Origin of the sequence: Tsuneonella deserti (assembly GCF_014644315.1) — a bacterium.
Taxonomy (GTDB): domain Bacteria; phylum Pseudomonadota; class Alphaproteobacteria; order Sphingomonadales; family Sphingomonadaceae; genus Tsuneonella; species Tsuneonella deserti.
Genome location: NZ_BMKL01000001.1, coordinates 1,403,616 through 1,425,878 on the forward strand (window position 1 = coordinate 1,403,616; position 22,263 = coordinate 1,425,878).

The 22,263-nt window shown below is 65.8% G+C and carries 26 protein-coding genes and 1 tRNA gene; 6 read left to right on the plus strand and 21 right to left on the minus strand.

Annotated elements, in window-relative coordinates; all coding sequences use genetic code 11:
* The first annotated feature begins 1 nt into the window (after window position 1).
* Complete coding sequence (locus IEW58_RS06625) at window positions 2–481, plus strand: peroxiredoxin (protein WP_188644407.1); 480 nt, start codon at window positions 2–4, stop codon at window positions 479–481.
* 56 nt (window positions 482–537) lie between these two features.
* On the opposite strand, the gene folE is transcribed toward IEW58_RS06625, so the two are convergent.
* The 4 genes from folE to IEW58_RS06645 form a co-directional block, all read right to left on the minus strand.
* Window positions 538–1,146 (minus strand): GTP cyclohydrolase I FolE, encoded by a 609-nt coding sequence (folE, locus tag IEW58_RS06630; RefSeq protein ID WP_188644408.1) that lies wholly within the window; start codon window positions 1,144–1,146, stop codon window positions 538–540.
* The gene (locus IEW58_RS06635; protein WP_188644409.1) at window positions 1,143–2,678 is read right to left on the minus strand and encodes a phospholipase D-like domain-containing protein; all 1,536 of its coding nucleotides are present in this window, start codon (window positions 2,676–2,678) and stop codon (window positions 1,143–1,145) included. The genes folE and IEW58_RS06635 overlap by 4 nt, the downstream gene beginning before the upstream one ends.
* Window positions 2,679–2,858: 180 nt before the next feature.
* Window positions 2,859–2,935: transfer RNA gene (locus IEW58_RS06640), tRNA-Arg, on the minus strand.
* A 50-nt stretch (window positions 2,936–2,985) separates the two neighbouring features.
* Complete coding sequence (locus IEW58_RS06645; protein WP_188644410.1) at window positions 2,986–3,393, minus strand: (deoxy)nucleoside triphosphate pyrophosphohydrolase; 408 nt, start codon at window positions 3,391–3,393, stop codon at window positions 2,986–2,988.
* Between the two features lie 120 nt (window positions 3,394–3,513).
* Between IEW58_RS06645 and IEW58_RS06650 the strand changes: the two genes are divergently transcribed.
* Complete coding sequence (locus tag IEW58_RS06650) at window positions 3,514–3,681, plus strand: Flp family type IVb pilin (protein WP_229658473.1); 168 nt, start codon at window positions 3,514–3,516, stop codon at window positions 3,679–3,681.
* Between the two features lie 113 nt (window positions 3,682–3,794).
* Window positions 3,795–3,965, plus strand: a complete 171-nt coding sequence (locus IEW58_RS06655) for a Flp family type IVb pilin (RefSeq protein ID WP_188644412.1) — start codon at window positions 3,795–3,797, stop codon at window positions 3,963–3,965.
* Between the two features lie 64 nt (window positions 3,966–4,029).
* On the opposite strand, the gene IEW58_RS06660 is transcribed toward IEW58_RS06655, so the two are convergent.
* The 5 genes from IEW58_RS06660 to IEW58_RS13950 all read right to left on the minus strand — a co-directional run bounded on the left by IEW58_RS06660 (window position 4,030) and on the right by IEW58_RS13950 (window position 9,505).
* Window positions 4,030–5,517: a M48 family metalloprotease gene (locus tag IEW58_RS06660; protein WP_188644413.1), complete on the minus strand. Its 1,488-nt coding sequence runs from the start codon at window positions 5,515–5,517 to the stop codon at window positions 4,030–4,032.
* Window positions 5,518–5,622: 105 nt separating this feature from the next.
* Window positions 5,623–6,570, minus strand: a complete 948-nt coding sequence (locus tag IEW58_RS06665; RefSeq protein ID WP_188644414.1) for an acetyl-CoA carboxylase carboxyltransferase subunit alpha — start codon at window positions 6,568–6,570, stop codon at window positions 5,623–5,625.
* An 11-nt stretch (window positions 6,571–6,581) separates the two neighbouring features.
* Window positions 6,582–7,469, minus strand: a complete 888-nt coding sequence (locus IEW58_RS06670) for a tyrosine recombinase (RefSeq protein ID WP_188644415.1) — start codon at window positions 7,467–7,469, stop codon at window positions 6,582–6,584.
* Between the two features lie 27 nt (window positions 7,470–7,496).
* Window positions 7,497–9,374, minus strand: a complete 1,878-nt coding sequence (locus IEW58_RS06675) for a hypothetical protein (protein ID WP_188644416.1) — start codon at window positions 9,372–9,374, stop codon at window positions 7,497–7,499.
* Window positions 9,371–9,505, minus strand: a complete 135-nt coding sequence (locus IEW58_RS13950) for a hypothetical protein (protein ID WP_268237102.1) — start codon at window positions 9,503–9,505, stop codon at window positions 9,371–9,373. The genes IEW58_RS06675 and IEW58_RS13950 overlap by 4 nt, the downstream gene beginning before the upstream one ends.
* Before the next feature lie 98 nt (window positions 9,506–9,603).
* Between IEW58_RS13950 and IEW58_RS06685 the strand changes: the two genes are divergently transcribed.
* The 3 genes from IEW58_RS06685 to IEW58_RS06695 are packed head-to-tail and all read left to right on the plus strand — an operon-like array spanning window position 9,604 to window position 12,053.
* Window positions 9,604–10,173: a shikimate kinase gene (locus IEW58_RS06685; protein ID WP_188644418.1), complete on the plus strand. Its 570-nt coding sequence runs from the start codon at window positions 9,604–9,606 to the stop codon at window positions 10,171–10,173.
* Window positions 10,164–11,273 (plus strand): 3-dehydroquinate synthase, encoded by a 1,110-nt coding sequence (gene aroB / locus IEW58_RS06690; RefSeq protein ID WP_188644419.1) that lies wholly within the window; start codon window positions 10,164–10,166, stop codon window positions 11,271–11,273. Before IEW58_RS06685 ends, aroB begins: the two co-directional genes overlap by 10 nt.
* A 9-nt stretch (window positions 11,274–11,282) precedes the next feature.
* A complete protein-coding gene (locus IEW58_RS06695) occupies window positions 11,283–12,053 on the plus strand; it encodes a cyclase family protein (RefSeq protein ID WP_188644420.1) in 771 nt (256 codons plus the stop codon).
* Here IEW58_RS06695 and IEW58_RS06700 read toward each other — a convergent pair.
* The 12 genes from IEW58_RS06700 to IEW58_RS06755 form a co-directional block, all read right to left on the minus strand.
* Window positions 12,050–12,601, minus strand: coding sequence for a DUF421 domain-containing protein (locus IEW58_RS06700; RefSeq protein WP_229658474.1), 552 nt, complete (start codon window positions 12,599–12,601; stop codon window positions 12,050–12,052). The genes IEW58_RS06695 and IEW58_RS06700 overlap by 4 nt on opposite strands.
* 52 nt (window positions 12,602–12,653) lie before the next feature.
* On the minus strand, window positions 12,654–12,902 hold the full coding sequence (locus IEW58_RS06705; RefSeq protein ID WP_188644421.1) for a hypothetical protein: 249 nt from the start codon (window positions 12,900–12,902) through the stop codon (window positions 12,654–12,656).
* 124 nt (window positions 12,903–13,026) lie between these two features.
* The gene (locus IEW58_RS06710; RefSeq protein WP_188644422.1) at window positions 13,027–13,476 is read right to left on the minus strand and encodes a DUF488 domain-containing protein; all 450 of its coding nucleotides are present in this window, start codon (window positions 13,474–13,476) and stop codon (window positions 13,027–13,029) included.
* Window positions 13,476–13,847 carry a tRNA-binding protein gene (locus IEW58_RS06715; RefSeq protein ID WP_188644423.1) on the minus strand — a complete coding sequence of 124 codons (372 nt, stop codon included), beginning with the start codon at window positions 13,845–13,847 and terminating at the stop codon, window positions 13,476–13,478. The genes IEW58_RS06710 and IEW58_RS06715 overlap by 1 nt, the downstream gene beginning before the upstream one ends.
* Window positions 13,847–15,901 carry an acetyl-CoA carboxylase biotin carboxylase subunit gene (locus IEW58_RS06720; protein WP_188644424.1) on the minus strand — a complete coding sequence of 685 codons (2,055 nt, stop codon included), beginning with the start codon at window positions 15,899–15,901 and terminating at the stop codon, window positions 13,847–13,849. Before IEW58_RS06720 ends, IEW58_RS06715 begins: the two co-directional genes overlap by 1 nt.
* Complete coding sequence (locus IEW58_RS06725) at window positions 15,901–16,119, minus strand: hypothetical protein (RefSeq protein ID WP_188644425.1); 219 nt, start codon at window positions 16,117–16,119, stop codon at window positions 15,901–15,903. The genes IEW58_RS06720 and IEW58_RS06725 overlap by 1 nt, the downstream gene beginning before the upstream one ends.
* Complete coding sequence (gene bioB / locus IEW58_RS06730) at window positions 16,116–17,126, minus strand: biotin synthase BioB (RefSeq protein WP_188644426.1); 1,011 nt, start codon at window positions 17,124–17,126, stop codon at window positions 16,116–16,118. Before bioB ends, IEW58_RS06725 begins: the two co-directional genes overlap by 4 nt.
* Window positions 17,123–17,983, minus strand: a complete 861-nt coding sequence (locus IEW58_RS06735; RefSeq protein WP_229658475.1) for an alpha/beta hydrolase — start codon at window positions 17,981–17,983, stop codon at window positions 17,123–17,125. Before IEW58_RS06735 ends, bioB begins: the two co-directional genes overlap by 4 nt.
* The gene (locus IEW58_RS06740; RefSeq protein ID WP_229658476.1) at window positions 17,980–18,441 is read right to left on the minus strand and encodes a DMT family transporter; all 462 of its coding nucleotides are present in this window, start codon (window positions 18,439–18,441) and stop codon (window positions 17,980–17,982) included. Before IEW58_RS06740 ends, IEW58_RS06735 begins: the two co-directional genes overlap by 4 nt.
* The gene (gene scpA, locus IEW58_RS06745; RefSeq protein ID WP_188644427.1) at window positions 18,438–20,597 is read right to left on the minus strand and encodes a methylmalonyl-CoA mutase; all 2,160 of its coding nucleotides are present in this window, start codon (window positions 20,595–20,597) and stop codon (window positions 18,438–18,440) included. The genes IEW58_RS06740 and scpA overlap by 4 nt, the downstream gene beginning before the upstream one ends.
* 8 nt (window positions 20,598–20,605) lie before the next feature.
* Entirely contained in the window at window positions 20,606–21,217 is a 612-nt protein-coding gene (locus tag IEW58_RS06750; protein ID WP_188644428.1) for a glutathione S-transferase family protein, read from the minus strand.
* Window positions 21,218–21,220: 3 nt separating this feature from the next.
* A complete protein-coding gene (locus IEW58_RS06755; RefSeq protein ID WP_229658477.1) occupies window positions 21,221–22,009 on the minus strand; it encodes an enoyl-CoA hydratase-related protein in 789 nt (262 codons plus the stop codon).
* Window positions 22,010–22,263: the final 254 nt, after the last annotated feature.

Here is a 22,263-nt window from a genome sequence, read left to right on the forward strand (position 1 = left end):
GATGACGATCAAGGTAGGCGACAAGCTGCCCGACGTGAAGCTGACCAAGGCGACCGAGAACGGACCCGAGGCGGTGCAGAGCTCGGACTACTTCGCCGGCAAGAAGGTTGCGCTGTTCTCGGTTCCCGGCGCCTTCACGCCGACCTGCTCGGCGCGCCACCTACCGGGCTACGTCGAAAAGGCCGCCGAGCTGAAGGCGAAGGGCGTCGATGAAATCGCTGCTACTGCGGTCAACGATGCATTCGTCATGGGTGCATGGAACAAGGCCGCCGGAAGCGAGGATATCACCATGCTGGCGGACGGCAACGGCGAGTTCGCAGAAGCCCTGGGCTTGACGATGGATGGTTCCGGTTTCGGTCTCGGCAAGCGCGGCCAGCGCTTCTCGATGATCGTCGATGATGGCGTCGTGAAGGAATTGAACGTCGAGCAGCCGGGCGATTTCTCGGTCTCGAGCGCTGAGCACATGCTCGGGCAGCTGTGACCGGCTGATCTTGAACGATCGGGGCCGCGGCATCGTCTGCCGCGGCCCTTCTCGTATCAATAGCCCATCAGCTTCAGCACTTCCTCCCGGCTGCGCGAATCTTCGAGGAAAGTGCCCATCATCCGGCTGGTGATCATGCTGACACCGGGCGTGCGAACGCCGCGGGCGGTCATGCAGCTGTGCGACGCCTCGATTACCACCGCCACACCTTGCGGATGGAGGTGCTCCCAAATGCAGTCGGCCACTTGCGCGGTGAGCCGCTCCTGCACCTGCAGGCGGCGGGCGAAGCCATGCAGAACGCGGGCGAGCTTGCTGATGCCGACCACCCGGTCGTTCGGCAGGTATGCGATCGCCGCGCGTCCGATGATAGGCGCCATGTGGTGTTCGCAATGGCTCTGGAACGGGATGTCCTTGAGCAGGACGATTTCATTGTATCCGCCGACTTCGTCGAACACCCGGCTCAGGTGGACCGAGGGGTCTTCCCCGTATCCCAGGCAATATTCCTTCCACGCGCGCGCCACGCGGCTCGGCGTGTCGAGCAGGCCTTCGCGCGTCGGATCGTCGCCCGCCCAGCGGATCACCGTGCGGATCGCTTCCTGCACGTGCTCCGGTACAGGCGGCTTGCCGGTGGGATCGTCTTCATCCGGGCCGACCAGGCTGCTCATCGGTGTATTCCCCTTTTCGCGCGGTCATAGGCGCGCCTCATGAGGCTGCCCTGCTTCAACAGGCCGCCCTTGGCAAACGGTTCGAACATCTCCTCCGGCTTCTCGGGATCGAGCACCTGAGATCCGGCAACGGTCTTGCGCACTTCGTCCACTTTCGGCGGGTCGAAAGGCCGCAGACTGCGCGAATTGCGCTGTCCATGCTCGTAGATGAGATCGAGCATCGTGGCCCCGCTCCGCAGTTGCCGTGCCACTTCCTCCTGCTCGATGCCGCAATGTTCGGCGAGCAGGGAATGACGCAGCGCCTCGATCGCGTCGCAGGCGTGCGCGTTGCCGGGACGGGCGCAATCGATGAACACGTCGCACTCGCTGTCGAGGCCCATCGAGCGGTTGTTGAAATTGGCCGACCCGATGCGCAGCACCTGGTCGTCGAAGATCGTCAGCTTGGCATGGACGTATATCGGGGTTTCGCCCGTGAACGGGTTGAACAGCCCGAAACGGTTCCTGTGGTCGAGCTCGTTGAGCCCGCGCACCAGCAGCGCCCGCGCGTAATCCATCGCCTGCTGCTCGAGCCAGCCATCCGCCACCAGCGGTTGGACTAAGACGATTTCAGGCGGGTCCGGCTCTTTCAGCCGCTTGCCGATCGCTTCTGCGATCTTCGGGGAGGTGAGGTACTGGTTCTCGCTGTAGATGAACTTCTTCGCCCCCGCGATCTGGTCGAGGAGGAGTTGCTCGATCTCGCGGATTTCGGAGCATTCCTCATATCGCGCGCGTGTGCGCGCGATGCCGATCTCCACGTTCTCGAACTGGACCGGCAGGTCCTCCGGCCAAAGGCTCTTCTCCGGGGCGTCGATCTCGGTGATCGGCTCCCCGCCGGCGCGGTGCCAGCGTTCGCGGCTGAGGATCCCGAGCTGGCGCGCGGCGTCCCCTTCCATCATCATCGTTGCATCGTGCCAGGGGCCGTACTTGCGGCCATGCGGTCGGCGGCGGCGGCGGTCGTTCTCTTCGTGCGATCGCGTGTCCCAGCGGTCCTGGGTCATGTCGATCCCGCCGCACACGGCCAGCTTGTCGTCGATGACCGCGATCTTCTGGTGGTGCGAGCAGCCAACCGGATGGCGGTTGTCGAACTTGAAGGTAATTCCCTTGTACTGCGCCATGCGCAGGACATCGGCAATCATGTAGCCGCGCGCGAGGAACTGGAAGACCCCCAGCCCCCATTTGAGCACGCGGATCTCGAGGCCGTTTTGATGCCGCGCAAGCCACATCAGGAAACTGCCGAGGCGGCGCGGGTACTTGCGACGGAACGGGCGGCTGAACCATCGGCGGCCGACCGCGAGGTGGATGCGGGTATCGAAGTCCCATCCGACCAGCATGATGCGCTGCCGGGCGTTCAGCATCGCCTTCTGCATGATCGCGAAATAGTCTTCGGCATCGATGATTACGCTGGCGCGCTCGACTTTTGCGAATCGCCAGACGCCTGGTTCGATCGAAGCGTCGCGCTCCGAATCGTCGGTGCACCCGCCTTCGTCGGCCATGGGCCTTTCGCCGCTCAAACCATCACCCCTCGTTGCCTGACGTCGCCTGCTTGAGGCGACAACTGTCAGGACGGGCGGTGCGTAGCAAGAGAGGCGTCCAATTCTCCGGACAGCCCTCCGGAAAAAAGCCCCGAAAGCATTTCAGGCCGCCCCCCCTGTGCGGGAGACGGCCTGAAATGATGGCGCGCCCGGAACGATTCGAACGTCCGACCCTCAGATTCGTAGTCTGATGCTCTATCCAGCTGAGCTACGGGCGCGCATTGGAGGGCGGCACATAGGGTCGTCCCTCCACCTTGGCAATCCCTTATCAGGCATCCTGCCGGGCATCGCCAAAAAGCTGCATGGCAAGGTGGCGGTCCAGAGGCGGCAAAGGGAGAAGCACGATCTCGTCAGGTGTTGACCAGCGCAACTCCGCGTCCGGCTCTGCCCGGGGCGTACCGGCCCAGGCGGTCACTTTGTAAAGGGTTATGACAATCGCTGGCTCACCTTCCCCTGGAGCGCCTTCTGCCCGGCCGACCGGTGCGAAACCCATGCCTGGCACAACGATGGTCAACTCCTCGTTAAGCTCGCGGACCAACGCCTGAGCGTGGGTTTCCGCGGGCTCGACCTTGCCTCCCGGAAACTCCCACAGGCCCGCGTGACGCTTTCCATGGGGCCGCTTCTGCAGGAGCCACCGGCCTTCGCCATCGGTGATCGCCGCCGCCACGACAGCCATCGTTGTCGGGTTTTTTGTCACTTCGATCCGCTCCGGAAACCTTTTCTTAACGGGTGAGGCCCAGAAAGCGAAAGTCAGACAGTTTTCGACGGACAACACAGAATGCCGATGCGCAACCTCATGAAACGGATTGCCAGCGACATTTCGGGGGCCACCGCCGTCGAATACGGTCTGATACTGGCCCTGATCTTTATGGCCATGATCGCGGCGGTCCAGAACTTCGGAATCGAGACGATTTCGATGTGGACCAACGTCTCGACCAAGGTTGAAGGGGCCAACACCAAGTGAGACCGGGGTTAGGAGTTTTTCAACCAATCCTCCTTAACACCGACATGCCCACACCGCGAAATTTGGGTTGCGGCGGGGGCCGGGTAGCCGAAGACTGAACCAGGAGATTTCAAATGCAGTTCATCAAGAATCTCGTCCGCGACGAAGCGGGCGCCACCGCCATCGAATACGGCCTGATCGCCGCCCTCATCGCGGTTGCCGCGATCACCGCCATGACCAGCCTGGGCACCAGCCTGAGCGGCACGTTCACCAAGGTCGGCACCGAAGTCGCCAAGGGCAACTAAGGCCTGCTATCTTGCAAAAGTCAGGCGGCGGGAGCGATCCCGCCGCCTTTCTTTTTATGTGCGGCTAGCGTCCGCGAACCACCAGCTTCACTTTCTGGCCAACCTGCAGGGTCTGTCCGGACGAAAGCCCGTTGAGCACGCGGAAGCGCTGCTCCTGCGCATCGGTATAGGCCATTCGCGCCGCCAGCGACTGGATCGTATCGCGCGGTCCCACTGTCACCACGTCGATCACGCGGGGGATTACCTGCGCCGCCTCGTTGGCGCTGATCCGACGCATCGAATTGAACATCGGCGAAAATACCGACGAACGTCCCGCCTGGCTGATTGTCACGAAGTGGAACGCCTGGCTGTTCGAGAACTCGTAAGCGAACACCACCACGTCGACCTGGCCATTGCCGGTGTTGACGCGCGCGGTCCCGTACATCGCCGGGATGCCATTCACGGTGGTTCGCTGCAGCTCCTGCGGCGCAATCTGCTGGTTCTGGCTGAGCGAGGCGAAAGCCTGCCGCACATAGTTTTCCAGATTGCCATTATAGGACGCGGTGGTGAGCTGCCCCTGGCCGCTCTGCCCCTGGATGCTGACTGCCTGGGTCCCGTTGACCATGTAGAACCCCCCTGGCGCGGTAAAGGCCAGGCGGTAGCCGGGGTGGATGAACTGGCTACCCTCGATCACCCCTTGCGCAGGATCGTCGCCGTAAACCAGGCCGTCGATCCGGCTGAGGAACGTGTCGCGATTCGTAACGCCGGTCGCGTTCCCCGCCAGGCGGAGCGCGCCCTGCACGCGGCTCGCCGGATCCGGGTGAGTCGATGCCCATTCGGGCACCGTCGCGTTGCTCCGCCCCTGGAGCGAGGCGTCCAGCGCGTTCTGCATTGCAAGACTCTGGAGGACGGTCGCCATCGCATGCGGATCGTATCCCGCGCTCCTAAGGTACTGGATGCCCAAGCCATCGGCCTCGACCTCCTGGCTGCGCGAGAACTTCAGCGTCAGCAACTGTGATCCTTGCTGGATGCCGCTGCTAATCGCCTGGCCGATCTGGCTGTTGCCAAGGACCGCGCCGGCCAGGATCGAACCCAGAGCGCCGAGAAGGGAATTCTTGGTCGCGGCGCTCTGGCGGCGTTGGGCGTGCCGGGCGGCGACGTGCCCCACTTCGTGACCCAGCACCCCGGCGAGTTCGGCTTCGTTGTTCATCAGGCCGACGAGCTGACGCGTGGTGTAGATATAGCCACCGGGAATGGCGAAGGCGTTGTTGACCGAGCTATTGAGCAGCGAAACGGTGAACGCATCGCGCGCGTTGGACAGGCTGGATTGGACCGCGATGTTCTTGCCCACCTGTTCGACGTACTGGGCCTGCGGACCGGTCATCGCCCCGCCAAACTCCTGGAGAAGCTGGGGATGGGCCTCGGCACCCTGACGCGCTTCTGCCTGGCTGATGGTGGCGGCCTGCGCGCCGGTGCCGGCGGCATCCGCGGTCGTCGCGCAGCCGCTCAGGAAAAGCCCCGCCGTGCTGGTGACGAGCAGCAGTGTGCGCAGGCTTCTGCGGTTGAATGTCATGTCTGGTCCTTTCCAAGGCATGCACGGCGACCCACCGCCCGCCGCGGTTTTTGTTCTGGCCGTGGAACCCGCACCAAGCGGGCTTGGTTCCCTTGGGAAACTCGGTCAGTCGGCGCCGATGGCGAGGAACCGGTCTTCTCGCTTGCGGCGAAGCATCGCCGGGTCGAGCGCGGCGAGCGCGTCGAGTTCCTCGCCGATCGCCTGGCCGAGTGCACGCGCGGCCGCAGCCGGGTCGCGGTGGGCACCGCCAACGGGCTCCGGGACGATGCGGTCGATCACACCCAGCCGCTCGAGATGTTGCGCGGTGACCTTCATCGCCTCGGCCGCATCGGGCGCTTTCTCGGCGGTTCGCCACAGAATCGATGCGCAGCCCTCAGGGCTGATCACCGAATAGACCGCGTGCTCCATCATCAATACGCGCTCGGCGCTCGCCAGGGCGACCGCCCCGCCCGACCCGCCCTCACCCACGATCACCGCGACCATCGGCACCGGGAGCGCAAGGCAAGCCTCGGTAGAACGGGCGATCGCTTCCGCCTGGCCGCGCTCTTCCGCCTCGATGCCAGGAAAGGCGCCCGAGGTGTCCACCAGCGTCACCACCGGCAGCCCGAAGCGCCCGGCAAGCTCCATCAGACGGATCGCCTTGCGGTAGCCTTCCGGCTTGCCCATCCCGAAGTTGTGGCGGATGCGGGTCTCGGTATCGTGACCCTTCTCGTGACCGATGAGCACCACCCTGCGCCCGGCGAGGCTTGCGAGCCCGCCGAGGATCGCCTGGTCATCGCCATAGAGGCGGTCGCCCCCGAGCGGAACGAATTCATCGAAGGCGTGAGCGACATAATCGCGGAAGTGCGGGCGGCCCGGGTGGCGCGCGACCTGCGTTTTCTGCCACGGCGTCAAAGCACGGTAGGTGCTGGCAAGGAGATCGGCGCTCTTGGATTCGAGGCGCGCAATCTCGCTCGAGATGTCGACATCCTCGCCCGTCGAGGCGGAGCGCAATTCGGCGATCTGCTTGTCGAGCTGGGCGACCGGCTTCTCGAATTCGAGGTAGGACTGCATGGGCACGGCAGCTAGTCGCCCCGGCGCGCGCGCGCAAGCGGATGCCGCTCGTTCACAAGGGCTACCAGCCGGGCCGAATCCACGTGGGTGTAGATTTGCGTGGTCGCGATATCGGCATGCCCGAGCAGCGTCTGCAGCACGCGCAAGTCCGCTCCCCCTTCCAGCAGGTGCGTCGCAAAGGCGTGGCGAAGCACGTGAGGGCTCACCTTCTCGGGCGCGATCCCGGCGCGCATCGCCAGTTCCTTGAGAAGCTGGAACAGCCGCACCCGCGTGAGATGCTTGCCCCCGCGCGATGGAAACAGGTAGCGGTCCGCCGGACCTTCAGCGGTGCGCACCGCCAGCCAGCGCGACAGGGCAGATCGCGCCGCGCCGCTCACCGGCACCATCCGCGATTGTCCACCCTTGCCGGTGACGGTCAGCAAGGGCGCGTCCCGCGGCACGGCGGAAATTGGCAGGGAAACAAGCTCGGTGGCCCGCAGGCCGGAGCCGTAAAGGAGTTCCAGCAGCGCGAGCATCCTTAATGCGGAAGGACGCTCAGCCGCAGCCTCGCTCTCGGCCTGCTGGAACAGCGTCTCGACCTCGAAGTGCGAAAGGATCCGGGGCAAGGACCGCCGGGGCGCAGGGCGCGGAAGGGCACTGCTCGGATCGTCGGCGCGCTTTCCCTCGTCGACCAGAAAGCCATAGAACTGCCGCAGCGCCGAAGCTTTGCGTGCAACGCTCGTGGGGGCGAGGCCCGACCAGGCCTTCTGCAATCCGGAAAGGCGCGCGCCGTCCGCGTTTGCGAGGTCCCCGATTTGCTGCTCTGCCTGCTCCAGGTCGCGCCGGTAGGCCGCCAGCGTGTTCACCGCCGCTCCCCGCTCCGCGGCGAGCATGGCGAGGAAGTCGTCGATCGCGGCCACGTCGCTATCGAACCGCCAGAACAGCGGTCACGCGCGGGCGACCGCCTCCGCGGCGATCATCCTGGCCTCGGCCGAAAGTCCCACGCGATTGAGCGCGCTGACGATATGGTAAAGGTGCCGGGCGGTCATGCGATCCCAGCCCTCGCCCTGCATCCCCAGGCCCGCCAGCAGCGCGACGAGCGCCTGGTTGTCCACGGCGGCGGCGCCGTCGATGGCACGTGTCCATGGGGTCGCACTGTTCAGCCGCATCTTGAGGTCGGCCGAATAACTCTTCGCGTCTCCCCCATCGATCCGGCCCAGCCCGGCCAGACCTGCGATCAGAAACTGGGAACGGCGTTTACCGGCACTGTCGTCGTCGCTGACGAAGTCATCGACAGCGCCCGAAGAGACAGCGTTGCGGCTCGGCGCAGCGAACACCAGCTGGGCCCACCCGGCGCTGCCCTGCGGCACCACGTCCGCCCAGCGCAACGCATCCCGTTCCAACCCCGCCGAAAGCATTGCCGCAAGCAGGGGGCCGGCGTCGTCGGCAAAGTCCTCATTCGGCTCAAGCCGAGCAGCGGCGTAGGCCGTGAGGATCAGGCGCGCGTAGCCGATCTTGCCGGCGTCGCGTTCGCCCCACACGTCGCGGATCGCGTCCATTCGCGCGGCGGCATCGGCGCCGACGTAGGCCTGCCGCAACCGCCCAGCCAGGGTCGCTGCGGGACCTTCGAGATCCTCCTCCGCGTAGGCCATCGAATAAAGATCGATAAGCGCCGCGGACGATAGGATACCCTCGCGCGCCGCCAGGTCGGAGGCAGCGATCCGCTGGGGCAATGCGAGCATCGGCGCCACTGCGGAGACCCGGCTGTAATATGGCGTCGCGCTCTCGAGCAGGCCGTCGGGCACCGGCTCGCCCACCGCATTCGCCAGGGCGAAACGCATGGGGGTCAGTTCGTCGACGCCGTCCCACTCGATCGTCACAGCCCCGCGTCCCTGTCCGGCAGCCCCCGCATAGCGCTGCGCAAGCAGGGCATCGATGGAGGCTGCCTGCCCGCGGCTGCGGACCCGGTTGAGGTCCGCCTTGGCGCGGGCGGCCTCGCCCGAAAAGGCATTGCAGATGCCCTGCAGCAGGCGCCAGTTGGCGTCCTCGCGGCCGCTGCCCTGCAGCCGGACGGCAGGACAGGCGCCCACGAGATCGGCAGTGCCGATGTAGGCATCCAAAGCCGCATTGGTCAGCGCCGGGTTCCACTCCGCCGTGTCGACATCCTGCGCGATGGCACGGGCGGCGGTGAATTCTCCCATCGCATTGAGCGCGGCGATCCGCAGTGCGGCGAAATCGGCCGGGTCCATGCCGTCCGGAGAAGCAAGGCGGCTCGCCAGCGCGCGTCGCAGGAGAACGTGGCCCCAGCGCGAAACGACCGGCCCCTTTGCCCCCGTGAGCGCCGCACGCACCAGCGAGGCGGGCTGGTTGGCCAACGAGAACGTCGGCAGTCCGCCTTCGGAAGGAGCCAGCACGCCGACCTGCTCGAGCGATCGGCGAGCGCCGGGGGGAATGTCGACCTTGGGCTTCAAACCGAGAAGTTCGTCGAGTTCGTCGGTCGACATCTTCTCGATTTCGTCGAGAGAGGGAAGCTTGCCGGCGAAAGCGGGTAGCTCGGGCGCCGCGCCCGGCGCTTCCCGCTTGCTGCCTGCTCCCGGAATGGGCTGGATCACCGGGATGGAGGTCGCCTCGCCAACGGGCGCCCCGGGCTGCCCCGAGGAGCGCGGTCCGGGAGCGGGAGCCCCGGTCGCGGTCGCGGTCGGGCCCGGCTTGGGTTCGTCGAAGCCGGGAGGCAGGAGCGATTCCGGCGCGCTTTGCGCCACCGCGAGGCCTGAGGCCAACGCCAGCGTCGCGGCTCCGCCGACGAGTGCGACAAGCCGTCTCATCGTACGCCTGCCGGCAATTCGACCGGTTCGCTGAGCGGACGCAGCGGCTCCTCCCCGCCGTCGATCCATGCATAGACGAGCAGCAGCGCGAACAGCGCCGCTGCGGTCCAGCCAATCCGTTTGCCGGTCATCGCCAAGAATGCGACCCTTTCCTCTGCGCAACGAGCGTCAGGGCCATCATGCCCTGCACGGTTGCACCGCCCCTAGCGCATCTATAGGCGAGGCGGCAATGCGCCCCGACACCGCTGCCCTCACCCCCGCCGAGATCGGCGGCATAGCGCGCCGGATCGATCGGCCTGTCGTGCTGGTCGGCCTGATGGGCGCTGGGAAGACGACCGTGGGCCGCAAGCTTGCCGCACTGCTCAACCTCGATTTCGTCGATGCGGACCACGCGATCGAAGAAGCCGCCACCATGAGCATCGCCGATATCTTCGAACGGTACGGCGAGCCCCACTTTCGAGACGGTGAGCGCCGCGTGATCGCTCGCTTGATCGAGGAAAACCATGGCGTGATCGCCACCGGGGGCGGCGCATTCGTGGACCCGCAGACGCGCGCGCTGATCCTCGACAAGGCAATCGCCGTGTGGATCGATTGCGACATCCCCACGCTGGTTCAGCGCACATCGCGGCGCAACACCCGCCCGTTGCTCAAGAGCGGCGATCCGGCGGAAATCCTGGAACGGCTCCGGCGCGAGCGAGAGCCATTCTATGCACAGGCGCCCATCAGGGTGACAAGCGGCCAGGATCCGCTCGCCGAAACCGCCCTCCAGATAATCGAGGCGATCGATCGATGGCTGTAGTTCCCGTCTCGCTTGCCGGCCGCAGCTACCGCGTCGAGATCGGCTGGTCGCTGCTCGATTCCGCCGGCGAGGCGCTAGCCCCGTTTACCCGCAAGGCGCGGGTCCCGGTCGTTTGCGACCGCAATGCCTGGACCCATCACGGCGAGCGCCTCCGGGCCGGGCTCGAAGCCGTCGGCAGGGAAGCATCGCTCTACATCGTGGAGCCCGGAGAAGGCTCGAAAAGCTGGGAGGGTCTTTCCGCCCTGACCGACTGGCTGCTGTCGGAGCGCGTCGAGCGTAGCGATCATGTCGTCGCACTGGGCGGCGGGGTGGTCGGGGATCTCGTTGGCTTTGCCTCCGCTATCCTCAAGCGCGGATGCGGCTTCGTCCAGTTGCCCACCACCCTGCTGGCACAGGTGGACAGCTCCGTCGGCGGCAAGACGGCGATCAACACCCCGGCAGGCAAAAACCTCGTCGGCGCGTTTCACCAGCCTTCCCTGGTGCTGGCGGATCTCGGCACGCTGCGGACACTCCCGGCGCGCGAACTGAGAGCCGGTTTTGCCGAGGTCCTCAAGTACGGCGTGCTGGGCAGCGCCGCGTTTTTCGAATGGCTCCTCGACAACGGCACGGCCGTCCTTTCGCTCGATGAGGTGCCCCTGGAACACGCGGTGGCAACCAGCGTGGGCATGAAGGCCGCCATCGTCGCCGAGGACGAGCGGGAGACAACGGGCGCGCGAGCTTTGCTCAACCTTGGCCACACATTCGGTCACGCGCTGGAAGCGGAAACCGGCTTCGGTGACCGGCTGCTGCACGGCGAGGCAGTGGCGCTCGGCATGGTCCTGGCCGCGCGCTACTCTGCGCGGAAAGGCCTGGTGTCCTTCGCCGAAGCTGATCGGATCGCCCGCGCCGTCACGGCTGCGGGGCTGCCTTCCGAAATCGCCGAACTCGGCCTCGAATGCGACGGCAGCGTGCTGGCGAGCCACATGCAGCACGACAAGAAGATGGAAGGCGGGACTCTGCCTTTCGTCCTCCTGAGGGGAATCGGCGCGGCATTCCTGGCAAGAGACGTCGAACTGCGCGACGTGGCTGCCTTCCTCGACGGTGAATTGCGGCGGGGGTAGGCTGCGTCCATGGCCCGCTTCATCGACCTCTCCATCCCGATCACCAATGACGTCGTCTCGGACCCAGAAGTCATGCGTCCGCGCATCACCTACATGACGCACGAGGACACGTGGCAGCAGATTGCCATGTTCTTTCCGGGACTTACCAAAGACGACCTGCCCGATGGCGAAGGCTGGGCGGTCGAGCAGCTGACGCTCAGCACGCACAACGGCACGCACATGGACGCGCCGTGGCATTTCCATTCCACCACTGATTCCGGCGCGAGTCCCGCGCCGAGCATCGACGAAGCGCCGCTCAACCGCTTCTTCCGTCCCGGCGTGAAGCTCGATTTCAGCCACCTGCCGCACGGGCACGTGGTGAGCGCGAAGGACGTCAATGAAGCGCTCGATCGGGCCGGAAACACCCTCAATCCGCTCGATATCGTGCTTGTTCAGTCGGGCGCGGTGTACGGAACACCCGATTTCACCGACCAGGGCGTCGGCATGGGCGCCGAAGCCACGCTGTTTCTGACAGAGCAAGGGATCGAAGTCGTCGGCACCGATGCCTGGAGCTGGGACGCGCCGTTCAGCCATACCGCCAATCGCTGGGCCGAGAGCCGCGATCCCTCCATCATCTGGGAAGGCCACAAGGCGGGGCGTATCCGGCCGTACTACCAGATCGAGAAGCTGACGAACCTCGCCGCCCTGCCCTCACGCGGGTTTACCGTGAGCTGCTTCCCGGTGAAGATCGAGCGCGCCAGCGCCGGGTGGATCCGGGCGGTAGCCCTGATCGAAGACTAGCTAGCGTTCGAGCGGCCGCCGCGTGCTTCGTCGTATCCGATCACATCGCACAAGGTCGAGCCGTCGCCCGGCTTCGCGATGACGCTGAGAGTGCCGTCGGTTTCGAGCACCACTGCGTGGACCTTGTCGAGCGCCTCCGCGCCATGCTTGCGCACCGAAGCGCGGATGTCCGATTTCCCGATCCGCTCCTGCTCCATCGCTTTCTCAAGGAAGGAGCCGTTGAGCAGCAGCAGGCGCGGAGTGGAGCGGGTCATCCGGAAAAGCCACGGCCAATTGAGCGAAGCCTTTGCGACCAGCCACTGGAGGCTGCACAGCACGACCACCGCCAGCGCGCCCTGGCTCCAGGTGGTCGACTTGGAGAGGATCGTGGTAGCCAAAATCGAACCGAGCGCAACGGTGACCACGAAATCGAACGCGTTGAGCTTGGCCAGCGTGCGCTTGCCGTAGAGCCGCAGCACCACGACGAGCCACGCGTAGCCGAGCACGGCGAGCAGCGCCGCCCGCCCAAGACCGGACCATCCATCGAACAGCATGCAAAGCTTACGCACCACCGGACCAAAGGGTCCGGGCGGTCGACTTGATCGACGAGCAGACGGCTGACTAGGCTGCCGGGCGGGAACGTAGCGGCGCGACGTTGGCCGAGGAGCCTGCCATCATGTCATCGTGCTCGGCGAACAATCTCTCCAATTCCTCGCGACGGCTGAGCAGCGTCTGGGCGATGCCAGGCGCGAGGCTTTCTCCGTCGCCAATCCGCCCGAGCAGCGCCGACAGGTCGCTGATCGTCGCCTCGTCCGGCGTTTTGAAGAAATGGCCGCGGCCGTCGAAGAAACCGATACCCTTGTGAGCCATCGTTCGCTCTCCCGCGGGTCCGGTATGGGCCCGGATTCGCGAAAGTCTTACGAACGGGTGGCGAGCGCCAGCGGATTTACCATGTTCCGCCCCTCGATGGAGAGACCGTCCCGTTTCGGGCCGGTTATTTGACGAGCATCTCCGGCTCGAGATCGACGCGCTCGAAACCTTCGAACAGCGCGTCGAACAGCAAGGAGCGGTGGCATTCGGCAGCGTCGCGTTCGTAACACAATAGCGCCACCCGCTTGCCTTGCGCGATCTCGCGCAGCTCGCCCATCTGGGCCATCGCCTCGGGCAGTTCGAGCTGGCCGGCATAGACCCGCGCCAGCCCTGCGTGATCGCCGCGCCGGGCTGCCTCGCGCCCTTCGGCGGGCGTGCCGAGCTGCTTGAAATGGCGGTAGGCGATGCCCGCTTCCTCGGCCGCGGCCTTGAGGCTAGACTTCGAGAACCCTGGTCGGCGCGAGAGCGGAAGGAAGCGAATGTCGGCGAGCAGCTCAACGCCGGCCTCGCGCAGTGCATCGATCACCGCCGCTTGCGTCACCTGCTCATATCCGATCGTGTAGATCGTCGGCATCAGAACAGCCGTGCGCCGTTGGGCACATGGACGTCAGGCGCGAACAGCACGACCTCGCCCGCGTTGTCGGCAAAACCCAGCGTGAGCACCTCGGACATCGCAGTCCCGATCTGGCGCGGCGGGAAGTTGATCACGGCCGCGACTTGTCGCCCCGGAAGTTCACCGATCGCGTAGTTCGCCGCGATCTGCGCGCAGCTCTTCTTCACGCCGATCGCCGGGCCGAAATCGATGCGCAGCCGGTACGAGGGCTTGCGCGCCTCGGGAAAATCCTCCGCCTCCACGATGGTCCCGACGCGTATGTCCACCTTGAGGAAATCGTCGAAGGCGATCTCCTCGGCAGCCGGCGCATCGGGGGCATGGGAGAGGTGCATCACTCCAGCTCGAGGATCACTTCATCGACAGCCAGGCTGGCGCCCTGCTGTGCGTTGATCTTGCTGACAGTCGCGGCCTTCTCGGCGCGCAGGATGTTCTCCATTTTCATCGCCTCCACGGTGGCGAGCGGCTGGCCCGGCTGCACCTCGTCGCCTTCCGCGACGTGGAGCTGCACCAGCAGGCCCGGCATCGGACAGATGAGGAACTTCGACAGGTCCGGCGGGACCTTCTCGATCATGTGCTGCGCGAGCGGCGCGACGTGGGCGGGCAGCACCCGCACCTCGTGCTGAGCGCCGCGGGTGGTCATGCGGTAACCCCAGCGGCGCGGCGCGAGCTGGATGCCATATTCGGCGACCGGCTCAGCCTCGTCGTCCTCGGCATCCTCGCCGTAAAGCTCGAAGTCGATCAACCGGTCGCCCGGGGTGTATTCCAGCGCGATGGCGACGGGCTGGCCATCGACCGTGATCGCGTCCTCTTCGAGGCTGACGGCGTGCTCGACCCCGTCGATCCGTACCACCCAGTCGCCGTTCGCTGCTTCGCCTTGCGCAAGCTGGCCGTCGATCCGCCGCGCGCGGTCGGCATCGGCGGTCGCGAGCGCCCCGGCGACCGCGGCGAGCGTGCGCCGCACATCTTCGCTCGTCTCCGCGCCATGGAAGCCGTCCGGATACTCCTCGGCGATGAAACCCGTGGTGAGCTCGCCCGAGCGGAAGCGCGGGTGCTGCATGATTGCCGAGAGGAAATCGACGTTGTGGCCAAGGCCCTCGATGCGAAAGTTGTCGAGCGCCTGAACCTGCAGGTCCGCCGCCTCGTCGCGCGTCTCGCCCCAGGTCACCAGCTTGGCAATCATGGGGTCGTAGAACATCGACACCTCGCCGCCTTCGTAGACGCCGTCGTCGACCCGCACGCCGTCCATCCCGCGGCGGCCGTTGGCCTCGCCGTCATCGGTCCAGCCTTCGACCGGAGGCTGGTAGCGGATCAGTCGCCCGGTGCTCGGCAGGAACCCGCGATAGGGGTCCTCGGCGTAGACGCGGTTCTCGATCGCCCAGCCGTCGATGCCGATGTCGCCTTGCGTGAACGGCAGCTTTTGGCCTGCCGCCACGCGGATCATCTGCTCGACGAGGTCGATCCCGGTGATCGCCTCGGTCACCGGGTGCTCGACCTGCAGGCGGGTGTTCATCTCGAGGAAGTAGAAGCTCTCCCCCGTCGGGTCCGCGCCGCTGACGATCAGTTCGACGGTGCCCGCGCTGTAGTACCCGACCGCGCGCGACAGCGCGACGCACTGCTCGCCCATCGCCTTGCGCATCTTGGGCGTCACGAACGGCGACGGCGCTTCCTCGACCACTTTCTGGTGACGGCGCTGGATGCTGCACTCGCGCTCGTTGAGATAGACGATGTTGCCGTGCTGATCACCGAGGATCTGGATCTCGATGTGGCGCGGATTGAGGATGAACTTCTCGATGAACACGCGATCGTCGCCGAACGAGTTCAGCCCTTCGCGCTTCACGCTCTCGAACCCTTCGCGCACGTCGGTCTCGTTGTAGGCGAGCCGCATGCCCTTGCCCCCGCCGCCGGCGCTGGCCTTCATCATCACCGGGTAGCCGATCTCGTTCGAGATCCGCACTGCGTGCTCGGTATCCTCGATCTCGCCGACGAAGCCGGGGACGACGTTGACGCCGGCTTCCTTGGCGAGCTTCTTGGACTCGATCTTGTCCCCCATCGCCGCGATCGCGTTCACCGGTGGGCCGATGAAGGCGATGTTCTCCTTCGCCAGCGCCTCGGCGAAGCTGGTGCGTTCGGACAGGAAGCCGTAGCCCGGATGGGCCGCCTCGGCGCCGGTCTGTTTGCACGCGGCAATGATCTTGTCGGCGACGAGATAGCTCTCCGCCGCCGGCGCCGGGCCGATATGCACCGCCTCGTCCGCCATCCGCACGAACGGCGCGCGCGCATCGGCGTCCGAATAGACCGCGACCGTCGCGATACCCATGCGCCGCGCGGTCTTGATGACCCGGCACGCGATCTCGCCCCGGTTGGCGATGAGGATTTTTTTGAACATCAGTCGTCGCGCTCTTTCCGCGTTCTCAAGAGGAAAAACCAAATCATCAGCGCCAATGTCGATAGAGCGAGAACCCACCAGACAATGCTGAAGGTGTTGCTGCGGTTTTGGCACTCATCGAAAGACTCCGGGCAGTCACCCATCACGGCTGCCAGCGCGGTGAATCCGAATACGATGACCCAGACCACTCCGCTGATGAAACAGCCGAGCTTGTTCACTCCGCTGCCTCCGCCACCCGGCACGCCCGCAGCGGCTCCTCGGCTTGGAGCGCCGTCAGCCCCAGCTTGGCGAACAGCGCGGCGTCGCTGTCGTCGCCCGCATTCGGCGCGGTGAGCAGCTTGTCGCCAGTGAAGATCGAGTTCGCGCCGGCGAGGAAGCACAGCGCCTGGGTCGCCTCGCTCATGGACTCGCGGCCGGCGGAGAGACGCACCATCGAGAGCGGCATCGTGATCCGCGCGACCGCAACGGTGCGGACGAACTCGATGTCGTCGATCCTGGCGAGCGGGGTGTCCGCCAGCATGTCGCCCAGCACCGTGCCCTTGACCGGCACCAACGCGTTGACCGGCACGCTCTCGGGATGCTGCGGCAGGGTGGCGAGTGTGTGGATGAAGCCGACGCGGTCCTCGCGCGTCTCGCCCATGCCGACGATGCCGCCCGAGCATACGTTGATGCCCGCCGCGCGGACGTTGGCGAGCGTATCGAGCCGCTCGCCCATCGTGCGGGTGGTGATGACCCGCTCGTAGTACTCGGGGCTGCTGTCGATGTTGTGGTTGTAGTAATCGAGCCCAGCCTCTGCGAGCATGTCGGCCTGGCTGGGCGTCAGCATGCCGAGCGTCATGCAGGTCTCCAGCCCCATCGCCCGCACGCCCTTCACGATCTCGACGATCGCGGGCATGTCGCGGTCCTTGGGATTGCGCCACGCGGCGCCCATGCAGAACCGCTGGCTGCCGTGGTCCTTCGCCTGCGCGGCGGATTGCAGCACTGCCTGCACGTCCATCAGTTTCGACGCCTGGACGCCGCTGTCGGCATGGACCGACTGCGAGCAGTAACCGCAATCTTCCGGGCAGCCGCCGGTCTTGATGCTGAGCAGAGTGCAGAGCTGGACCTCGGCGGGCGGATGGTTCTCCCGGTGCACGCTCGCTGCGTGGAACAGCAGCTCGGTGAACGGCAGGTCGAACAGCGCGGCGATCTCTTCGCGCGTCCAGTCGGTGCGGACTTCGGTCATTCAGTTGTCTCCGGGCAGCCGGTAGTGAAGCCGTACTGCGGGTCGAGTTTCTCGGCAGTCGGGAAAAGGAACTGGAGCGCCGCTGGCACGACCGCGTGATAGATCGTCGCGTGCGTGTACTCGGGATGCGGCACCGCGCATACCTTGCCCCGCGTGCCAACTGCCGCGAGGAAGTCTTCTGCGATAGCCGCCTGGTCCGCGCCTTCGTCGGCGGTAGCGAGCAACAGCCGGTGTCCTGCCTGCTGCTTGCTCATCAGCGCAGCAGCGGCGGCGGTCAGCTTGGCGTTGTCCCACCACAAGCTCGGGCTGATCGCGGCGTAACTGCCGAACAGATCGGGCTCGCGCAGCCAGGTTTCCGCGATGAACAGCCCGGCGAGCGATTCGCCGATCACTCCGTCAGTCCCGTTCGTTCGATAACGTGCTTCGATCAGCGGCTTCACCTCGTTTCGAATGAAGCGGCGAAAACGCTCCGAATGGCCCGCGGTCGGATACTTGGCGAGCAGCGCCGGATCGCTCGTCGGCCCCGTCAGTTCCTCGCGCCGGTCCTGCGTGGCGATGCCGACGACGATCGCATCCTGCTGGCGGCCCCACGCCGCCCCGATGACGCTCGCGCCTACGATGTGTACGAAGTCCTGGTCCACTCCGCCGTCGATCAGGTACAGCACGGGGTAGCGTTTATCGTTCTTGGCGTAACCGGCGGGGAGATAGACGTTGATCGTGCGCTCGCCGTTCATGACTTGCGAGCGCACTGTGTAGCTTTCACCCAGTGTAATCGGCGCCGGGCTTGCCGCAGGTATCTCGGCGACGGAAGCCGAGGCAAGCGCCGCGCAGGCAAAGGCGAGTAACCTCCAGATCACGCCGGCTTCCGGGCAAGATAGAGGCCGAGCGCCATGACGGCGATGCCGAGCAGCCGCTTGGGCGTCAGCGCGCTTTGGATTGCGCCGAGCCACCCGAAGTGGTCGATCGCCGCGGCCGCGACGATCTGCCCCAGCAGCACGAAAAAGATCGCGTTCCCGAGGCCGATCCGCGGAGCCGCGAACGCGACCGAGGTGGCATAGAAAAGCATGAAAATCGCGCCGAACCAGATGTGCGGCGTCTCGAAGGTGAACGCGGAGCGCGCGGGAAACCCGGTGATGGCAACCGCCACCAACGCGATCACGAGTCCCACGGCGAACGTCACCGCGGTCGCCGCGATGGGCCCACCGAGTTGCTTGCTGAGCGCCGAGTTGAACGCCGCGAACACGGGGATGCCGATTCCCGCCATGAACATCATCGCGGCGATGGGCAGGAAGGCGTTCGATTGCGCGCCGTTCACTCGTCGGCCTCCAGTTCACTTCCGACCGGCGGCATGTTGTGGCCGAGCAGCCGCAGCAGGTCGGCCGCGCATTCCACCACGTTGGAGCCGGGGCCGTAAATGCCCTGCACTCCCGCCTCGCGCAGGAAGTCGTAATCCTGCGGCGGGATCACCCCGCCCGCGACGACCTTGATGTCCGCCCTGCCCGCTTCCTTGAGGAGCTGGATCAGTTCGGGGATCAGCGTCTTGTGGCCCGCGGCAAGGCTGCTCGCGCCGATCGCGTCGACATCGTTTGCGAGCGCCATGTCGCGGGTCTCCGAAGGGGTCTGGAACAGCGGGCCGCTGATCACCTCGAACCCCATGTCGGCGAAGGCGCTGGCGATCACGTTCGCGCCGCGATCGTGCCCGTCCTGGCCCATCTTTGCGACCATCACGCGCGGGCTGCGGCCGAGGCGGCGGGCGACCGCCTCCACGCCTTCGACCACCTGCTCGTACCGCGCATCGCCCGCGTAGGCTTTCGAGTAGATGCCCTTCACCGGGGTCGGCACCGTGTCGTAGCGGCCGAACGCCTGCTCCATCGCGGCGGAAATCTCGCCCAGGGTGGCGTCGTGGCGCGCCGCCTCCACTGCGAGGGCGAGGAGATTGCCGCCACCCTTCGCGCCTTCGGTCAGGGCCGCAAGCGCAGCCTGGCAGGCGCTCTCGTCGCGCGCCGCGCGCACCGCCTTCAGCCGGGCGATCTGTCCCTCGCGCACGGCGTGGTTATCGACCTCGAGCGTTTCGAGGTGTTCTTCTTCCGCCTTGCGGTACTTGTTGACGCCGACGATCACCGTCTCGCCGCGGTCCACGCTCGCCTGCTTGGCGGCGGCGGCTTCCTCGATCGCGGCTTTCGGCTTGCCGGTCGCGACGTAGGCGGTCATCCCGCCTGCCGCATCGACGTCCGAGATCAATTTCTCCGCTTCTTCCACCAACTTGGCGGTCAAAGCTTCGACGTAATATGAGCCGCCCAGTGGATCGACGACGTTGGTGATGCCGGTTTCTTCCTGCAGCACGAGCTGGGTGTTGCGCGCGATCCGAGCCGAGAAATCGGTGGGCAGTGCGATCGCTTCGTCGAGCGCGTTGGTGTGAAGGCTCTGGGTTCCACCAAGCACCGATGCCAGCGCCTCGATCGTCGTGCGGATCACGTTGTTGTAGGGGTCCTGTTCCTGCAACGAGACGCCGCTGGTCTGACAGTGGGTCCGCAGCATTTTCGAGCGTTCGCTCTTCGCGCCCAAGCTGTCCATCGTGCGCCACCACAGCGTGCGCGCGGCGCGCAGCTTGGCGACTTCCATGAAGAAGTTCATCCCAATGCCGAAGAAGAAGCTCAATCGCCCCGCGAAGGCATCGATGTCGAGCCCCGTGGCACAGGCGCGCTGCACGTATTCCTTGCCGTCGGCGATGGTGAAGGCGAGTTCCTGCACCGCCGTCGCCCCGGCCTCGTGCATGTGGTAGCCGGAAATCGAAATGCTGTTGAATTTCGGCATGTTGGCCGAGGTATATGCGATGATGTCGGAGACGATCCGCATGCTCGGCTCGGGCGGGTAGATGTACGTGTTGCGGACCATGAACTCCTTGAGGATGTCGTTCTGGATGGTCCCGTCGAGCTTCTCCTGGCTCACCCCCTGGCGCTCGGCCGCGACGATGAAGAACGCGAGCACCGGGATCACCGCGCCGTTCATGGTCATCGACACGCTCATCTGGTCGAGCGGGATGCCGTCGAACAGGATCTCCATGTCGCGCACGGTGTCGATCGCCACGCCCGCCTTGCCGACATCGCCCACCACGCGCGGGTGATCGCTGTCATAGCCCCGGTGGGTGGCGAGATCGAAGGCGACCGATAGTCCCTTCTGACCCATCGCGAGGTTGCGGCGGTAAAAGGCGTTTGATTCCTCGGCGGTCGAGAAGCCGGCATACTGCCTGATGGTCCAAGGGCGGCCGGCATACATGCTGGCCTTCACCCCGCGGGTGAACGGTGCGAAACCGGGCAGGCCCGGATCGCCGGGCGCGTCTTCGGCCGTGTAGAGTGGCTGGATTGCAAAGCCTTCGGGCGTCTGCCACGCGAGGTCCTTGCCCTTCACCTCCTTGTCGGCGAGTGACTGCCAGTCGGTCTTGGTCGGGCCGGAAGCGGGGGTATCGGTCATTCGAGTCCTCAGGCGGTAGCGCTCGGCCTCGCACTGACGCTTTCATGCCACCGGGTCAACGACAGCAAATCTTCAGCCGGACCGCAGCCGACGAACTTCGCAAAGTCGACCGTGGTGAGCAGCAGGATATCGGCCATCGAGAACCGGTCCCCCGCGAGGAACTCGCCGCTTTCGAGGCTGCGGTCGAAGAAGGCGAACGCCTCCGCTACGCGCGGCCGGTTCGCCTCGCCCCACTCGGCGTTGCGTCCCGGAAGCGCGGCGGTGAAGCGGTGCGTATGCACCCAAACCTGCCCGATCGGGCTCATCGCGATCATCTCGACGCGGCGATTCCACATCTCGATCACGCCGATCTCGGTCGGCGTACAGCCGAAAAGCGGCGGGTCCGGATGCAACGCCTCGAGGAAGCGGCAGATCGCCACGCTCTCGGCAATCACGGTGCCGTCGTCGAGCTCGAGCGCGGGGGTCTGGCCGCGCGGATTGATCGCGAGAAACTCGGGCGATTTCTGCTGGCGCGCGGGGATAGACACTTCTCGGGAAGGAAGCGCGATGCCTTTTTCAGCGGCGAAGATGCGCACCCGGCGCGGGTTGGGCGCCGGGTTCGGGCTGTCGTAGAACAGCACGCCTTAGCGGCCCTTGAAGGCGGCTTTCCGCTTCTGCAGGAACGCCATGCCGCCTTCCATCGCATCCTCGCTGGCGCCAGCGATGCGCTGCCCTTCCGCTTCGGCGAGGAGGACGTCGGGCAACCCGCCGTCGAGCGCGATCGCGATATTGCGCTTCATGGTGGCATAGGAGAGCGTCGGCCCGGCGGCGAGTTTTTCGGCCAGCGTGGTCGCTTCGCCCATCAAAGCCTCGTCATCCACGCAGCGGTAGATCAGGCCCCATTCTTCGGCCCGTTCGGCGCCGATCTTCTCGCCCAGCATCATCATCCGCGTGGCGCGTGCCCGCCCGATCGCGCGGGTGAGCAGCCAGGTTGATCCGCCATCGGGGACCAGTCCGATGTTGACGAAGGCCTGGAGGAAATAGGCGTTGCGCCCGGCGAGCACGAAATCGCCAGCGAGCGCGATCGAGCAACCGACGCCTGCCGCCGCGCCGTTGACCGCGGTCACCACCGGCACCGGACAGCGGATGATCTGGCTGAGCAGCGGGTTGTAGTGGTTCTGCAGCGCGAGGTGGCTGCCGCCCTTCGCGCGCCGCTCGTCGCCCTCGCCACGCGCGGCGAGGTCCGCGCCCGAGCAGAAGCCCTTGCCCGCCCCGGTGATCAGCACGCAGCGCGCGTCGCCCAGATCGTAGAACGCCGCGCTGAGATCGTCCGCCATCTCCAGCGAAGCGGCATTGAGCCGCTCGGGCCGGTTGAGCGTGATCTTGAGGACGTCACCCTTGCGCTCGGTCAGGATGGTTTCGTAATCGGCCACACGCGCTCTCCCGTTTGCGTTTCGCTTCGCAACGGGTGTGGCGCGGTGATGATGGCTTGGCAACGGTGGAAATATCCACCTAATCCCGAACCGCGTCATTCCCGCGAAGGTGGGAATCCATGTGGGACGCTGGCAACTGGATCCCCGCCTTCCCGGGGATGACGAATAAGGGATAGGCCTACCCGGTCACCCCGGACTTGATCTGGGGTGGTGCCTCTTTTCAGCTCCGCGCCCCGAAGAAAAGCACTGGCCCG

Bases quoted from the DNA above. Each gene is read 5' to 3' on its own strand.
- IEW58_RS06625 (WP_188644407.1), top strand. From the start codon at position 2: ATGACGATCAAGGTAGGCGACAAGCTGCCCGACGTGAAGCTGACCAAG.
- folE (WP_188644408.1), bottom strand. From the start codon at position 1,146: ATGAGCAGCCTGGTCGGCCCGGATGAAGACGATCCCACCGGCAAGCCG.
- IEW58_RS06635 (WP_188644409.1), bottom strand. From the start codon at position 2,678: ATGGCCGACGAAGGCGGGTGCACCGACGATTCGGAGCGCGACGCTTCG.
- IEW58_RS06645 (WP_188644410.1), bottom strand. From the start codon at position 3,393: ATGGCTGTCGTGGCGGCGGCGATCACCGATGGCGAAGGCCGGTGGCTC.
- IEW58_RS06650 (WP_229658473.1), top strand. From the start codon at position 3,514: ATGAAACGGATTGCCAGCGACATTTCGGGGGCCACCGCCGTCGAATAC.
- IEW58_RS06655 (WP_188644412.1), top strand. From the start codon at position 3,795: ATGCAGTTCATCAAGAATCTCGTCCGCGACGAAGCGGGCGCCACCGCC.
- IEW58_RS06660 (WP_188644413.1), bottom strand. From the start codon at position 5,517: ATGACATTCAACCGCAGAAGCCTGCGCACACTGCTGCTCGTCACCAGC.
- IEW58_RS06665 (WP_188644414.1), bottom strand. From the start codon at position 6,570: ATGCAGTCCTACCTCGAATTCGAGAAGCCGGTCGCCCAGCTCGACAAG.
- IEW58_RS06675 (WP_188644416.1), bottom strand. From the start codon at position 9,374: ATGAGACGGCTTGTCGCACTCGTCGGCGGAGCCGCGACGCTGGCGTTG.
- IEW58_RS13950 (WP_268237102.1), bottom strand. From the start codon at position 9,505: ATGACCGGCAAACGGATTGGCTGGACCGCAGCGGCGCTGTTCGCGCTG.
- IEW58_RS06685 (WP_188644418.1), top strand. From the start codon at position 9,604: ATGCGCCCCGACACCGCTGCCCTCACCCCCGCCGAGATCGGCGGCATA.
- aroB (WP_188644419.1), top strand. From the start codon at position 10,164: ATGGCTGTAGTTCCCGTCTCGCTTGCCGGCCGCAGCTACCGCGTCGAG.
- IEW58_RS06695 (WP_188644420.1), top strand. From the start codon at position 11,283: ATGGCCCGCTTCATCGACCTCTCCATCCCGATCACCAATGACGTCGTC.
- IEW58_RS06705 (WP_188644421.1), bottom strand. From the start codon at position 12,902: ATGGCTCACAAGGGTATCGGTTTCTTCGACGGCCGCGGCCATTTCTTC.
- IEW58_RS06710 (WP_188644422.1), bottom strand. From the start codon at position 13,476: ATGCCGACGATCTACACGATCGGATATGAGCAGGTGACGCAAGCGGCG.
- IEW58_RS06715 (WP_188644423.1), bottom strand. From the start codon at position 13,847: ATGCACCTCTCCCATGCCCCCGATGCGCCGGCTGCCGAGGAGATCGCC.
- IEW58_RS06720 (WP_188644424.1), bottom strand. From the start codon at position 15,901: ATGTTCAAAAAAATCCTCATCGCCAACCGGGGCGAGATCGCGTGCCGG.
- bioB (WP_188644426.1), bottom strand. From the start codon at position 17,126: ATGACCGAAGTCCGCACCGACTGGACGCGCGAAGAGATCGCCGCGCTG.
- scpA (WP_188644427.1), bottom strand. From the start codon at position 20,597: ATGACCGATACCCCCGCTTCCGGCCCGACCAAGACCGACTGGCAGTCA.